11 protein-coding genes are annotated in these 15225 nt (G+C 71.5%); 5 read left to right on the forward strand and 6 right to left on the reverse strand.

Annotation, left to right across the window (positions count from 1 at the left end; all coding sequences use genetic code 11):
• Positions 1-2: 2 nt before the first annotated feature.
• On the reverse strand, positions 3-1715 hold the full coding sequence (locus H6726_17775) for a DUF1592 domain-containing protein (GenBank protein MCB9659499.1): 1713 nt from the start codon (positions 1713-1715) through the stop codon (positions 3-5).
• Positions 1716-2008: 293 nt separating this feature from the next.
• On the reverse strand, positions 2009-2704 hold the full coding sequence (locus H6726_17780; GenBank protein ID MCB9659500.1) for a hypothetical protein: 696 nt from the start codon (positions 2702-2704) through the stop codon (positions 2009-2011).
• 141 nt (positions 2705-2845) lie between these two features.
• Between H6726_17780 and H6726_17785 the strand changes: the two genes are divergently transcribed.
• The gene (locus H6726_17785) at positions 2846-3460 is read left to right on the forward strand and encodes a hypothetical protein (GenBank protein MCB9659501.1); all 615 of its coding nucleotides are present in this window, start codon (positions 2846-2848) and stop codon (positions 3458-3460) included.
• Positions 3461-3673: 213 nt separating this feature from the next.
• Here the strand turns inward: H6726_17785 and H6726_17790 are convergent, their stop codons facing one another.
• Entirely contained in the window at positions 3674-5113 is a 1440-nt protein-coding gene (locus H6726_17790) for an OmpA family protein (GenBank protein ID MCB9659502.1), read from the reverse strand.
• Between the two features lie 228 nt (positions 5114-5341).
• On the opposite strand from H6726_17790, the gene H6726_17795 reads away from it, so the two are divergent.
• The 4 genes from H6726_17795 to H6726_17810 all read left to right on the forward strand — a co-directional run bounded on the left by H6726_17795 (position 5342) and on the right by H6726_17810 (position 10391).
• Positions 5342-5860 carry a hypothetical protein gene (locus tag H6726_17795; protein MCB9659503.1) on the forward strand — a complete coding sequence of 173 codons (519 nt, stop codon included), beginning with the start codon at positions 5342-5344 and terminating at the stop codon, positions 5858-5860.
• Entirely contained in the window at positions 5857-7389 is a 1533-nt protein-coding gene (locus H6726_17800) for an HTTM domain-containing protein (protein MCB9659504.1), read from the forward strand. The genes H6726_17795 and H6726_17800 overlap by 4 nt, the downstream gene beginning before the upstream one ends.
• A 258-nt stretch (positions 7390-7647) precedes the next feature.
• The gene (locus H6726_17805; GenBank protein ID MCB9659505.1) at positions 7648-8865 is read left to right on the forward strand and encodes a hypothetical protein; all 1218 of its coding nucleotides are present in this window, start codon (positions 7648-7650) and stop codon (positions 8863-8865) included.
• A gap of 374 nt (positions 8866-9239) precedes the next feature.
• Complete coding sequence (locus H6726_17810) at positions 9240-10391, forward strand: hypothetical protein (protein MCB9659506.1); 1152 nt, start codon at positions 9240-9242, stop codon at positions 10389-10391.
• Here the strand turns inward: H6726_17810 and H6726_17815 are convergent.
• The 3 genes from H6726_17815 to H6726_17825 form a co-directional block, all read right to left on the reverse strand.
• Positions 10385-10879: a peptidylprolyl isomerase gene (locus H6726_17815; protein MCB9659507.1), complete on the reverse strand. Its 495-nt coding sequence runs from the start codon at positions 10877-10879 to the stop codon at positions 10385-10387. The two genes, H6726_17810 and H6726_17815, sit on opposite strands and share 7 nt — an antisense overlap.
• Positions 10880-10884: 5 nt before the next feature.
• Positions 10885-12093, reverse strand: coding sequence for a hypothetical protein (locus tag H6726_17820; protein ID MCB9659508.1), 1209 nt, complete (start codon positions 12091-12093; stop codon positions 10885-10887).
• 106 nt (positions 12094-12199) lie between these two features.
• Positions 12200-14926: a DNA translocase FtsK 4TM domain-containing protein gene (locus H6726_17825; GenBank protein ID MCB9659509.1), complete on the reverse strand. Its 2727-nt coding sequence runs from the start codon at positions 14924-14926 to the stop codon at positions 12200-12202.
• Between the last annotated feature and the right edge of the window lie 299 nt (positions 14927-15225).

Genomic DNA, 15225 nt, shown 5'->3' on the forward strand with positions numbered 1-15225 from the left:
CCTCAGTCCACGTCCCGGACGCGGTAGGTGGGATCCAAGAGGGGCATGGAGATGACGTCGCGCAGGGGGGCGCCAGCGTCGATGAGCTCGTCCACGGCGCGCAGGAAGCAGCCGTCTTCGCGCACGTCCTCCTCGCGACCGAGCGTGTAGCGCGCGTAGTGCCGCGCGAAGCACGCGCCCGCCGTCTCGCTCTCGAAGATGACCTGCGTGAGCTCTTGGGGCCCCGTCACGAACTCGCCCAGCTGCGAGATCATTACGGCGCTGTCCACGGGCACCTGCGTGGTGTCGTTGCCGTCGCGATCGAAGAGGCGCTCGGCGCTGCGGTGCTGGCCGATGGCGTCGAACACCTCGAACACGAAGCCGGGCGGGTTGAGCACCTGGTGGCAGCCGCGGCAGGTCCCGCCCGACGTGAGGATCTCGGCCTCTTGCCGGCTCGACGTGGTGGCGCTGTCGACGTCGGGGAGGTTGTTCATGGCGTTCGCGGGCGGTGGGTCGATGCGCGAGCACATGATCTGCCGCTGGATGAACACGCCGCGCAGGATGGGGTGCGTGCGCGGCCCGGCCCCGGGCGGCGTGATGTCCGAGCGCGGTAGCAGCATCGCTGCGCGCGAGAGGATCCCGACGCGCTCCGGCGGGACGGCCACGGGGGTGACCCCATCGCTCGGGGCGTCGAGTCCGTAGAGCGCGGCGAGCTCGTCGCTGTCCGTCAGCGTCACGTCCGACAAGAAGAAGTCCTCGAAGCTGCCCCCGCTGGCCAGCACGTACTGGAAGAGCTCTCGGATCTCGGCTTGCGAGGCGCGGTCGAGCGCGGCGTTCAGCGCGAGGTCACCGCGCAGCGCGTCGAGCGCGTTCCCCGTGCCGAAGCTGACGGGCACGGTGCGGTCCACGCGCAACCACTCGCTCAAGAACTCGGTCACCCAGTCCGCGGCGCGCGGGTCGTCCAGCACGCGCTGCACCTGCGCGTCCCAGCCCTCGCTGGTCATCAGCGAGCCGTCCTCCGCGGCCGCGAGCAGGGCGTCGTCCGGCATGGTGTTCCAGAAGTGGAAGGCCAGCCGCGAGGCGGCCTCGTGGGGCGTGAGCTCGCCGTCGCCGCCCTCCACGTGGAACACGAAGCTGGGCTGGCGCAGCATCACCTGCACCAGGTCGGCCACGCCCTCGGGCACCACGACGTCGCCATCCAGGTAGACCTCGTCGCGGTAGAAGGCGCGCTCGGCTTCGTCCAGCGGCCGTCGGTGCGTGAGCTGCCCCAGGCGCTCCACCAGCGCGTCCAGGCAGGCGGGGTCGTTGCCCGTGTCGGCGTCGGTCGCGCAGGCCCCAGCGAACGGGCCGAGCCACGCGGGCGTCGTGACGGCTTCCGCGATGGCCGTGGCGATCAGCATGTCGCTCCGCACGAGCGCCTCGGACAGCGCTTGGTCCGAGCGCGCGAAGAGGCGCTGGCCCGACTCCGAGTGCCCGAACAGCACATCGTTGGGACGCTCCTGAAAGAGCGTCTCGAGGCTGCCGAGCAGCGTGGCCGCCTGGTCGCTGGGCAGCGTGCGCCGGACGACGTCCGCCACCACGTTGCGGTACTGGCGGTGGGAGAGCCGGCGCAGCGGGCGCGCGTCGGCGGGCGGTCGACCGGAGCAGCGGAAGTCGGTGACGGCGTTGGACACCGACGGCGTGGCGTTCGGCGAGTCCACGCTGCCCGTGCACGCCCCGAGTGCGACGACGGACAAGCACGCCGCCCCGAGGGTGCAACGTACCGAGCGCGTTCCGATGTCAGGGGGCCCCACGGCCCATCGCTCCCACATGCGTTGTCCTCCGACGGCGGGCGACCACCAGCGCCCGCTCTCATGAAGAGACCGAGGCTATCAAACGCCGAAACGGCGTGCACGCCGTCCGTTATGAGGACAAATATCCAGGACACAGATGTTACGCTGACAGCTTGTCCGTAGTACCCACGGAGGGTCTCGGACACGCGCACGACGCCGCCGGACGAGCGCGAAACATCGTTTGATGCACTGCGGAGCTACGGCGCGGGGCGGCTCGTCTGCTCGCGCGTGCGGATGGCCAGGTCCTCCGCCAGACGCTGCGCCTGCGAGGTCAGCGCGAGGTCACGCCCACACACGCGGGCGAGCACGCGCCGCGCGGGCCCCATGCGCGTCAGCACGTCGAGCTCGGTCAGCGCAGAATACAGCGCACCGCCCGTGACGGACTCGACGAGCGCCTCGTTTTCCGGCACCGGGACGCCGTCGATCAGCAGGTCGCCGGTGCACGCCTCGTTCGCTTCCCCACCTGCCCCGAGCGCGAACACGCGCACCACCGCGCGCTCCGGGAAGCGCTGGGGCAGCGTGACGAAGGTGACCTGTCCTCCCCGCAGCGCCGTGGTAGCGCTCAACCGCAGCGACCCATCCTCGTCGCGCTCGGAGACCACCGTGGCGGGCGGTGGTGGCTGGTTGCCCTGCGCGCGGACGCTCGTCTCCACGCAGCTCAGCCCGCGACCGGGAAACAACGGAAAGGGGTCGTACTCGGTGCACGCGTACTCGACGACGAGCCCACACCCCGTGACGACGTAGCCCGAGCCGCCCGAACGCACGGACTCCGCCTCGCAGGCGTGCAGCCCCCGAAAGCGGGCCGCGACCGTGCGGCGCTGCTGTCTTGGCGCGCACCCTCCGAGCGCGGCCACGACCGCGATGGCGAACACCACGGCTCCAGGCACCTTCACGGCCAGACGCCGCGCGCTTCCTCCTCGACCTCGTGAGAACATCCCGAACGCTAGCCATACGAGCAGTGCCCGTGCAAGCCGCGCTCAGCTCGTCATCGACGCGCGGCCCCCACGCGCGTACACGCGATGTACCCTCCCCCGATGACCACACGCTCACTCTCGTGCTCGGCGCTTCTGCTCACGTTGCTCACGACGCTCGGCGGATGCGGCAGGACCACCGACACTACGAGCGAGCGCCCAGCCAACGGCGCGACCGCCTCGAGTGAGGACCCGTGTCCCGTGCTCACCGCGGCTGCTGGCTCGAGTCGTGGCGGGGGGGTCGCGCCGAGCCTCGCGGGCGAGGACGTGAGCTCCGACCTGGACGGGATGGTGGCGAGCATGCCCGCCGGGAGCGCGCAGCCGCCCAGCGCCATGCGGCGCGGTCAGGCGGGGCACTGGTCACCCGTGGCGATCGCGACCTACGCGAACGACGGGGGGGAGTGGCTGATCACGGTGGACGACCTGGTCCATGTGTGCACCTGCCGCGAGGGCATGGGCGAGCAGCTGCGGCAGCGCGCGCAAGACCAGCGCGCGGGTGAGGCGCGGACGCTGGGCGGCGCTCCGGCCCTGGTGCGTGCGGAGCCGACCGAGGTGCTGGCCTGGGTGGGCGACCGCTGCGCGCTGCGTGTGGCCGGCGACGGAACGCCCGAGGCCGCGTGGGCCCTGGCCGAGTCGGTGGATCTCCCCCGCCTCACAGCCGCCTGCGCGCGCCCCTGACGCGCGCCCACCGCCAGCCAGCACGCGCGAGCGCCACGGCCGTGCCCGTCTTCGTGTGCGCGACTGGTGGTGCGTCTCGGGTGGCCGCGCGAGCGCCGCTCCCCGCTACGCCACGAGACCTCGATCGCGAGCCCGTCGGCCCCCTCGTGCACCCGCACGCCGCTGGGCGGACGGGTCGGCGACTCCGTGTTGGCGTCCATCCGTGGGTCCGCGTCAGTCCAGCCGGCGGAACTCGATGCGCCGGTTGCGGGCACGCCCCTCGGGCGTGTCGTTCGGAGCGATCGGCTCACGCGGGCCGTAGCCACGCACGGTCAGGCGCGCCGCGTCGACGCCGTGCTCCACCAGCCAGTCGCGCACAGCCTCGGCGCGCTGCTGCGAGAGGCGTGTGTTGGTGGACTCGCGGCCGCGGTCGTCGGTGTGGCCGCTGACCTCGACGCGCACAGTGGGGTTGGCCTGCAGCACCGCGAGCGCCTGCTGCAGCGTGGGCTCGGAGTCGGCCAGGATGCGGGCGCTGCCGCTCGCGAAGCGGATGCCTTCGAACTCCATCACGCGGGCGATCTCACCCGGTCCCTCGGGGGCAGGCGTCACGGGCGTGGGCACCGGCGTGGTGCGCGCGCGCCCGGTGGGACAGCCAGCCGTGTCCACCTCGCGCCCCGTCGGGGTGTCGGGGCAGCGGTCGTAGGGGTTGGCCACGCCGTCCTGATCGTTGTCGTCGTCGCGCGGATCCTGCGAGTTCATGCCCGCGGTCATGGCCTCGTCCAGGTCGTTCACGCCGCCGCCGTCGGTGTCGACGAGCAGCGGGTCGCTCTCGCCCGGGTCGAGCACGCCGTTGTGATTGGCGTCTTCCACACCATCGTTCAGTCCGTCGTGGTCCGTGTCGGCCTGGAGCGGGTCGTAGCCCGCTGCGATCTCCGTGCCGTCGAGGATGCCGTCGCCGTCGGAGTCTGCGCGGTGCGGATCCGTGCCACGGCGCGCCTCCTCCGCGTCGCTCAGGCCGTCATCGTCCGAGTCGGTGGGGCCCCCATAGACCTTGATGGCCAGCGAGGCGCTGATGCCCACCACGAAGAGCGCGTCCGCGCCCGAGGTGTCGCCCGCGAACAGCGTCGTGAAGCGCGCGAAGACCCCGAGCGAGACGGGGCGCCCGATGGAGAAGTCGTAGCCCACGCCGAGGTCGAAGCCGAACTGCGGGCCATCGTAGTGGTACCAGCCGGCGTGACCCGAGACCCACATGCCGCCGGCGATGCTGCCGCCCTCCGTCAGGTAGCCTGTCTCGTCTTCGAACAGCCGGAGGCGGACGCCGGCGGCCACGGTGCGTAGCCGGGTGGACCCATCGAACGTCCGCGGGAACGGCTTCGCGAACCCCCCGAGCCCCATGATCACCTCGATGGCCACGGGCTGGGCCAGCACCAGGTCCGCCCCGAAATAGCCGATCGCGCCGCCCGAGCGCCCCGACCCAGCGCCCGGACGGGTCTGACCCGCGTACGGGATACCCGCGCCCAGGTCCAGATGGAGGTTGAAGCGGCCGTGATCGGCGCGCGCCGTCGCGGGGAGGGCCGAGATGGCCAGCAGCCCCCCGAGCAGCACGGTGTACGCGCGGAGTGAGGTGAGCCGCGCGGGAGCGGACACGGTCGAGGAGGGGGTGAGCCGTCGCATCGCGCGATCAGTACCACGAGGCGCGCGCACGGGACCACATCTGGACACGTCTGGCCACACATGGCGGCGCGCCCGGAGTCCGCACGACGGGTCGCGCACCCCTGCACCCCGTGGACACGAGCTGGGGGTGACCCACCCTTCGGTGGGGCGCGCCGCGCGGAGGCGGGCGCTAGAGCGCATGCGCTCTAGCGTTTGACGAGAGGCCGGTGGGAGACGACCATCCGCGCCGTGAGCGAACCCACCGACGCGGACCCGACCCGAGAGCCCTTCGAGCGCGGCGAGCCCGAGTCTCCCGATGCGGCGGATCCGCACGACGACGGACACCCCGCGAGCCCGGCCGAAGGCTCCGATGCCGGACGTGGGCGGGTGCGCGCCTTCATCGTCGCGCTGGTGGCGCTGCAGCTGCTCGTGCCCCTCACCTACTACCTGCGCGACGACCCCTACGACGAGCGCTTCGCCTGGCGCATGTTCTCCGGGGTGCGCCTCCAGCAGTGCCGGACGAGCGCGTTCGAGACGGGCGCGAACGGGGTCGAGCAGCAAGTGGACCCGTTCCGCTTGGTCACGCCGGGCTGGGTCGCGAACCTCTCACGCAACCGCCGGCCGGTCATCGAGAGCTACCTGGAGCACCGCTGCGACGTGGGCGAGCTACGCGCCGTGCGCGTGTTGAACGTGTGCCAAGGGGTCGACGGGGAGGCGGTGCCGCCGCGAGAGTACGCGCGCGACTGCGCGACCGGGGGCACGCCATGACGCGCGCCCCTTCCGAGTCCCTCTTCGACCGCTACTTCTTCGGGCCGGTCGACCTCCTGCGGCCGTACTTGCTGGCGCGTGTGCTGCTGGCCCTGCTCGCGTTCGACTGCTGGCTGGAGCTCGCGCCCTACGGCTACCGCTACGGGCTCGGGGAGTTCAACGTGGCCCACTTCGCGCTGCTGGACGCGCTGCTGCCCATGCCCAGCCCCGAAGCCTACGTCGCGCTGATGCTGGGTTGCGGCTGGCTCGCCCTCGCAATGGCGCTCACGGGCCCGACGCGCGTGGGCCTCGCGCTGCTCACGCTGGGCTACACCCTCGGCTGGTCGTGGAGCCTGCTGGACGCCTACCAGCACCACTACCTGTTGTCGCTCCTGCTGCTCGCGATGACATGCTTCCCCGAGACACGCTGGGAGGACGCGCTCGCCGCCGACCTGCATGCTCAGCCAGAGGACCGCGACGCCAACACCGACACCGACGCGCCGCGCGCGTGGGGCTACGTGCTGTTCTGCGTCAGCTGCAGCATCGTCTACTTCTACACGGCCATCACGAAGATGAACGCGGACTGGCGTGACGGGCACGCCCTCGAGCGCCTCGCAGGGCGCAGCGCGGGCGCCCGGACCATGGTCGCGTTCGCAGACGCGCACGGGGTCGGCGCCGAAGCGTTCTGGAGCGCGTTCGCCAAGAGCGCCATCCTGATCCAGCTGGTCATCGCCGCCGGCTTCTTGCTGGCCCCCGTGATCGACCGCCTGCCGCGTCTGCGCACCCGGCGGCTGCTGGCGTTCTGGGTCCTGGCGCCGCTGTCGTTCCACGCAGGCGCCGCGCACATGGACCTGAAGATCGGGTGGTTCAGCGAGTACATGCTCCTGGTCGCGGTGGTGGTGTTCTTGCCGCGCGAGATCTTGGCGGGTGTCGCCTTCGTGCTGGGCACACCCCAGCGCGCGGTCGGCCGCTTCCTGAACGCCGAGGAGCCCGCCGACGCGACGGCCATCGGCGCGCTGCTGCTCGCAGGCGTCGCCTCGCTCGGCCTGTTCCGCCTCGTGGATCTCCCTGGAGACCAGGCCGCGGGGCTCATCGTGGCCGTGCTGGGCGGGGTGCTCGTGCTCCGGGGCACGTCTCGCGGCGACACGTCTCGCGTCGACACATCGCGCGCGCTACCCGTGGCGCTCGCGTCGCTGGTAGGAGGCGCGGCGCTGGTGAGCGCGTTGGTCGCGAGCCCTGCACGCTTCGACTACTACCGGAAGGCCGGAGGCGACGCGCTGCGCCTCGCGTCCCCCGAGCAGCCCCAGTACTACCTGGAGGCGCTCGAGCACTATCGGCGCGCGCAGCGCTACTACCCGGACGACTACCGCGCCTTCTGGGAAGCGTGGGACCGCGACGCCGCGGCCCGCGTGGCGCGGGGCGAGCCGGCCCCGGACGAGCGGCGCGCCGTGGCCGAGGGCGCACCCCCACGCGACCGTGCGCAGCGCTTGGAGGAAGCCGAGGCACAGGTCGCGAACCTACGCGCGCAGGGTGTCCTCCCGCCGGAATAGCGGTCACACATGATGACGCTGGTGCACCTGGTGGTGCGGCGCTACCGCAACGCCTTCGACGCCAAGCGCGAGCCTCGCCCCATCGCGCCGCCCGCTCCCCCCGCGGCATCCGGTCCGGGCCCCTCGGCCCCACCCGCGACCGCTGCGCCGTTCGGGGAAGCTCCCGCAGCCCCCACGAGCGCGTTCGGCGCTCCGCCGGGGAGCCCCGTGACGCGTACACCCTGGACGGAACCGCGCGGCTGATGTAGCCAGTTGGTCATGGTTTACGGAACGCGTGGGGTTGTGGTCGGGTTGCTGCTGACGCTCGCGGCGGGATCTGGCTGCGGTGGTGGCAGCGGCAACAACGGCGGACGCGACGGCGGAAGCTCCACGAGCGATCTCGGCCGTCGAGACGGGGGCGGCGTGTGTCAGCCGACTCCGGTCACCACGGCGGCCGTGAACGCTTCACCCCCAGGGCCCAGCACCAGCCCGGGCGAGCTCTTCGACGGGCGCTGTGGGGCCGCCGTGGGACAGCTGTTCCCGCCGTCCGCGCCGTGGAACCAGTCGGTGCGCGACACGTGCGTGGACCCCGGCTCCGACGCGATCATCCGCTACCTGGACGCAGTGGTGGACGGTGGCCAGACCTTCCGCATCGACCTCGGGAACAGCGACGACAACTACGGGTTCAACCCGCTCGCCGCGAACGCCAGCACCGACACGTACAGCTTCACGCCGACGGACGACTTCTACGACACGCACTGCGACCCCGTGCCCATCCCCGTGCCCAGCACCGGCCGGCTGGAGGGAGAGCCCGACTACGTCTGCAACGACGACGGGGACTGCCATCTGACCGTGCTGCAGACCGCCAGCTGTCAGCTGTACGAGATGTGGCGCGCCAACGACGTGCTCGGGACGTTCGAGGGCGGCTGCCTGGCCGTGTGGGACGCGTCCACCGTCGCGAGCGACCTGCGCGGCCTCAGCTGCACCAGCGCGGACGCCGCCGGGCTGCCCATCACCCCGCTGCTCGTGACCCCACTGCAGGTGCGCGCAGGCGCCATCCGCCACGCGCTGCGCTTCATCCTCCCGAACGAGGCGGTGCAGCGCCACGTGTACGTGCGCCCCGCGACGCACAACCCGCTGACCGTCGCGCGCCACGGGCAGCCCACCTCCGGCCCGAACGGGACCACACCACCCCCCTACGGCGTCCGTCTGCGCCTGCGACCCGACTTCGACACCAGCGGGCTCTCCCCCGGCGCCCGCGCCATGGCCGAGGCGCTCATGGAGTACGGCATGATCCACGCGGACGGCGGCAACGTGACCTTCATCGCCAGCAACGACACGTTCAGCGGCGCCTCGTGGGAGGACGCCGACATCGCCCTCGGCCCCGACGACCTGCGCGATGCCGGCCTCGCCTGGACCGACTTCGAGGTCGTCAGCGACCTCTCCGACACCGTCTCCATGCAAGACGTCGAGTGCGCCCGCACCCCCCTGGACTGAGCCCAGCCGAGCTCAGAGACGTCACCGAGGGAGAGGGGAGCCCCGAGCCGAGTGGCGGCGACGCACCCCACGCCACCCATGGGGGCGCGCCGCGTCGTTCCGGGACGGCCTGCATCCATCGGCGTGGAGCCGCGTCCACGAGGACACCAGGCTCGGGGCTCCCCTCTCCCGCACGCGATCACGTCTCCCCAGCCCGCCACCGCCACGACCAACCGGACACGTTGAGGCGTGCTTCGCGCCCCAACGTGTGATAGCTCTCGCCGCATGGAGCCGACGAAGCACTCTGACAACACCGCCATGGGCTACTTCCTGATGATCCCCGTCGTGCACGTGATCATCTGGGGGCTCACCGTCTACTTCGGCAACCAGGTCTGGTGAACCGCAGGCTGGTCGTGCTCGTTGGGTGGCTGTGCGCGGCCACCACCGGCGCGACCAGCAGCGTGAGCGCCCAGTCGGCCCCGGCCTCGCCCAGCAGCGACGCCGCCGAAGAAGACGGCGCCACGCAATCCACCCCAGCCCCGACAGAGCCCGCCGAGGAAGACACGGACCCGCTGAGCGCCGCGGCCCGCGCGCAGTCCGTCAGCCCCACCGCCGAGGGCATCTCGTGGGAGGTGCCCATCTCGTTCGCCCAGGCGTTCAACCTGCGCGGCTTCCGGCGCAGCTCGCAGCTCACCTACGACCCCACCTACACGTGGTCGCTCAGCGTGAGCCCACGCTGGAACGCCACCGAGCGCTTGACCGTGGGCGCGCGGCAAGACGTCTCACTGGAGATGACGCAGTCGGACGTCACCTCCAAGACGCGCCAGGTGTGGCTCGAGGACACGCGCCTCGACGCGCGCTACACGATGCGTGCGCGCCCAGGCGGGGTGTCGCTCACGTGGCTCGCGCTGCTGCGCCTGCCCACCTCGCTGGTGTCTCAGGGCGCGCGCCGCTCGCTGAACCTGGGCGGCGGGCTGCTGGCCATCCGCTCGTTCGACGTGCTCTCCGGCTTCGTGCTGTATGGCTGGGCCAGCTACCGCGCGTGGCTCTCCAGCAGCGACGTCATCCGCACCCGCCGTCGCGACGACTTCGCGTGTGAGCAGAGCGGCTTCGGGCGCAGCACGGCGTGCGAGCAGGCCGGTGGCTTCACCACCACCATCGGCACGTTCACGCTCATCGGGCAGGCGCTGCTCATCCCCCGCCCGCGCTGGACGCTGTCCATGGCGTTGGTGCTGGACGTCAACCACGCGCACCGCCTCGCGAACGCGTGCGTGCAGGTGGACACCAGCCCAACCCCCGTGTGTCTCGACGATGGCGGTGACCACGTGCGCACGCTGACCGAGCTCAGCGTGAGCGTGGGCTACGACTTCCGCGACTACCTCACGCTCACGCTGGCCTACGCCACGCTGGCCAACCACCCCGACCCCGACGGGGAGCGCGACAGCGTGGTCTGGAACGAGCAGTCGTCGCTCAGCCTCACGCTGTCGTTCCGTCTGGGTGGCTACGTCGCGGCGCGGCGCGCAGCACGAGCCGAGCAGGCTCAGTGATGGTGATGGTGGCCGTCGCGCCCGTGCGCGTGGCCGTGCTTCAGCTCGTCAGGCGTCGCCGCCCGCGTCCCGTCCACCTTGACGCTGAAGTGCAGCGTGACGCCCGCGAGCGGGTGGTTGGCGTCCAGCACCACCGTGCTGCCCTGCAGCTTGGCGATCCACATGGGGAACGCCCGGCCCTGCTCGTCGCGGCTCATGACCTGCATGCCGACGCGTAGCTCGGCGCCATCCGAGAACGCCGAACGGGGCACCTTCTGCAGCTTGCCGTTGCGCAGGCCATAGCCCTTCTCGGGCGGTACCACCACGTCGAGCGCGTCGCCCACGGCCTTTCCGGTGAGCGCCTCCTCGAGCCCCGGCACGATGTTGCCGTGGCCGTGGAGGTAGGTGAGCGGCTCGTCGTCGTGCGATCGGTCGAGCTCCGCGCCCGAGTCGTCCTTGAGCACGTAGTGGAGGTGCACGACCGTGTCGTTCTGGATGGTGTCGCTCATGGCCGCTACCGTGACGCGGAAGGGGCGTCGTGTCCATGCGCTGCAGGCGCCCTGGCCGTGAGGTCCACCCGCACGGCGAAGACGCGCCGCACCTCGCGCGGGGTGGGCTCGATGGTCAGCGGCAACGCAGCGTCGATCTCGGCCCGCGGCCAGAAGTACAGCAGCGCGTCGGCGACGGGCGCGAGGGGGTGCGCGTCCGGCCCCGCGTTGGGGCTCGCCGGCGGGTCGCCCGGACCCGCGCCGAACAGGGCCGTCCGCCACGCGCGCAGAAACGCGTCGCGCTCGAGAGGGGTCAGCCCCGCTTCGTCGAGGGCCGCCGACAACAGCGCCACCCCTTGCTGGGCAGGGAGCCGGCCCGACGCGCCCACCGCCGGCACCTGCGCGCGCCCGTCTGCATCCAGCTGCACCACGCGCACGGTCGTGTTGGCAGCGAGCGGATCGCGGTGGATGCGCAGCACGAGGCCCGTGGGCGGGGCGCCCACCGACCGTAGCTGGACGCTCCCGTCTTGGTTCGCGCGCACGTCGAGCGGCAGAGTGTCCCGGGCCCCCACCATCCGATAGAAGAGCAACCCGGCCTGCACGCCGCCCACCTCCAGACACGCGGCCTCGGTGGTCTCGTACGCGCTCAGCTCGGCCAGCTCGCACACCCCGTCGTGGGTCTGGCAGGCCTCGTCGGTCAGGGTCGGATACACGCCTCGGCAGGCGCCACGGCGCGCCAGCACCTCGTCCCAGGAGAGCCCCGTGTTGCGTTCTTGGCGCACGGCGGGGGGGAAGTGCTCGACCACGCGTCCACGCGAGGCGGAGCGCACGGCGACGCGAATGCGCGCTGCGTCGAGCCCGTCGTCGAGGTGCACGTAGAACACGGGCTTCCCAGGCGCCAGATTGCGCCCATCGAAGCTCGGGGGGCGGGGCTCGCGCGGCTGGCCGCCGGCCGTGGGGGAGGTGGCCATGGTGAGCCCGCCCTGCGCGCCGGCCACCACCAGCCCCCACTCGTGCACGGCGAAGCGCCCCTCAGCGTCCTCCGGCGCCGGCTCTTCAGCCTGCTCGAGGGAGGCGCTGCGCGCTTGCACCGGCTCGGTCGCGGTCGTCTCGCCCATGGGCAGCGCGGGGCACGCGCTCATGCCGAGGGCGCCGAGCGCGAGCCCCCCTCGGAGAGCAAGGGTGAGACCGTGCGCGAGCAAGCGCAGCGCGTGACGAGGCTCATCAGCGTCCATGACCTCGAAGCCTACCACCTACCGGACGTCGGGTTGGAGGCTGCGCGGCAACGCGGCGCTTCAGCTGCGCGCGGGACACCCACCCGAGAGCCGGGGGACGAGCCGCTCAGTGCGACTGGATGAGCACCTCGCGGCGCCCCCCAGCCTTGCCGTTGGGTGGCCCCACGACGCCGTTCTGCTCCATGACCTCCACCAGCGTGGCGGCCTTGTTGTAGCCCACCTTGAGCTTGCGCTGCAGGCGGCTGATGGAGCACGAGCCCTCCTCGGCCACCACCGCGACGGCCTTGTCGTAGAGGGGGTCGTCGCTCTCCGAGGCGGGCAGGCCCTCCTCTTCGTCGCGGGGCTTGAGGATGTTCTCGTCGTACGTGGGCTTGCCCTGCGCGCGCAGGTGGTCGCACACCTTCTCCACCTCGTGCTCGTCGATGAACGCCGAGTGCACACGCTGCAGGTCACTCGACCCCGGCGGGATCATCAGCATGTCGCCGCGCCCCAGCAGGTGCTCCGCGCCCTGCCGGTTGAGGATGGTCTTGCTGTCTGGCTGGCTCGAGACCTTGAACGCGATGCGGCACGGGAAGTTGGCCTTGATCATGCCCGTGATGACGTCGACGCTGGGGCGCTGCGTCGCGAGGATCACGTGGATGCCGGCCGCGCGCGCCTTCTGCGCCAGTCGCGCGATGCAGGTCTCGACGTCCTTCGCAGCGACCATCATCAGGTCGGCGAACTCGTCGACGACCACCACGATGTACGGGAGCTTCTCCGGAAGGTTGTCGCACGCGTCCGGCGCTTCGTCGTCGGGGTCGAGCAGCACTTCTTCGCCATCGATGCCCTGCGCCGTGACCTTCCCGGCCCGGCGCGGCATGAACTTCTCCACCTCGAGCTCGCCCGCGTGAACGCGCTCCACCTTGCGGTTGAAGGTGATGATGTTCTTCGAGCCCGCGTCCGCGAAGAGCTGGTAGCGGCGCTCCATCTCGTCCACGGCCCACTTCAGCGCGAGCGCGGCCTTGCTCATGTCGGTCACCACCGGCAGCAGCATGTGCGGGATGCCGTCGAAGACCGCCAGCTCGACGACCTTCGGGTCGATCATGAGCATGCGCACCTCTTCGGGCGTCTTCTTCGCAAGCAGCGAGACGAGCATGACGTTCAGCCCGACGCTCTTGCCCGCGCCCGTGGCACCCGCGACCAGCAGGTGGGGCATCTTGCTGAGGTCGCCATACACGGGCTTGCCCGCAATGTCCTTGCCGAACGCGACGGGCAGGTGGCCGCGGTGGTCCTGCCACTCGCGCAGCTCGAGGATCTCGCGCAGCGAGACCGTCTGGCGCACCGTGTTGGGCAGCTCGAAGCCCACGCGCGCCTTGCCCGGGATGGGCGCCACGATGCGCACCTTCTCGACCGCGAGGGCCATGGCCAGGTCGTCCGCGAGGCCGCGGATCTTGCTGACCTTGGTGCCGCTCTCGGGCTCGAACTCGTACATGGTCACGACGGGGCCGGGGTGGATCTCGTCCACGCGCCCCTTGATCTTGTAGGCGTCGAGCGTGCGCACCAGCAGCTCGGCCAGGCGCTTGAGATCCGCCGGATCCTGCTGCACCTCTTCACTGGAGGGCTCGTCCAGCAGGTCGGTGCCGGGCAGCTCGAACGCGCCGCGCGCCTCGCGCACCACCTGCACGCGCTCGCGCTCGATGGTCTCCCGGCGCATGTGCTCGGGCACCACGATCTTGGGGTGTGCCGGGGCCTGCTTGACGGCGCGCGTCGGTCGCACCGCGACCACGGACACCTCGTTGTCGTCCACGCTCAGTGCGTCGTCCTCGTCGTCCCCATCGTCATCCTCGCCCGCGTCGTCCAGGTTGGCGTCGTCGTCCGCGACGGGCGGGGAACTGGGGACCGCGCGTGCCGTCGCGACACGCGCCGAAGCGGAGACGCCCGCAGCGGTCGCCACGGCCCGCAGCGCCGAGCGATCCTGCTCGTCTTCGGCGTCGGCGCCGTCCAGACGTTCGTCGGTGTCGCCCTCCTCGTCGTCGAGGTCCTCGTCGGCATCCAGCTCGTCGTCGTCCTGATCGTCCAGGTCGTCGTGCAGCGCACGGCTCCCGCCGTCCGCGCTGGGCGCGTCGCCCTCGTCGTCCCACGTGACCAGGCCGGTATCGAGCGTGCTCGACGCGCCCTTGGTCGACCCCCCCGTGATGACCTTGGGCTCCAGCAGCGCGCGCTGCTGCGCACGCTCCGCCGCCTCGAGGGCCTTGGCCTCGCGCCAAGCCTCCGCCACCGCCGTGAGGCCGTCACGCACGCGGACGAACGCGCGCGTGGACGCCCCGGCGGCGATGCGCGCGGCGTCGACCACGGACACGGGGGTCCGCAGGACCAGCGTGATGAGCAGGATGGCGAACCCGAGCACGACGGCGCCGGCGAGGCCGAACAGCGACCGCAGGACTTCGCCGAGGACTTCGCCGATGCGCCCGCCAGGCAGGTGCCCGCCGAAGACCTGCTCGTCTGGCATGGCCAGGTGCAGCAGCGCGCACCCAATGAACACGATGACCAACGTGGACGCGATGGTGGCGGCCCCGAGCAACCCGCGCCGCCCGCTGAACAGGCGCCGCGCCGCCAGCCCGAGCTCGATGGGCAGCAAGCACGCGGCGACCCCGAACGCCGTCGCGAGGGCGCTGGCGATCCCGGTGCCCACAGGCCCCACCAAGTTGTCACCCCCTGCGGCGTCATAGGACCACAGCGAGAGGCCCATCAGCAGCGCCCACGTCGCGGCGAAGATGCCCAGCACCTCGTGGCGACGGCCGAGACCGGGATCCACGGCGGGGCTCGCCTTTTCGGCGCGCGACCGGGGCTTCATGTGAGTGGATGTATGCGTTTGTGTGGGCAAGTGCGTTCCTTCGCACACCCAGCCTACCGGTTCGAGTTCCCGCAGGTCAAGAAATCGGAGCGGCACGAGACTCTTGATCGTACGGGTGAATCCTCTACTATCACGTCGGGTTCTGCGCTCTGTGCAGCCCGTTCGTTGTCGTCACCCGATTCCGTTCTCCGTTCTGTCCATCGTCTCTGTCCATCGTCTTTGGGGGGACGCCTGTCCTAGACGACTCGCGCCGCCCGCCGGAATACGTCCGGCTCTCGGGCCCTGGCCCGACCCCGCCC

The organism is Sandaracinaceae bacterium, from assembly GCA_020633055.1.
Classification (GTDB): Bacteria; Myxococcota_A; Polyangia; order Polyangiales; family Houyiibacteriaceae; genus JADJJE01.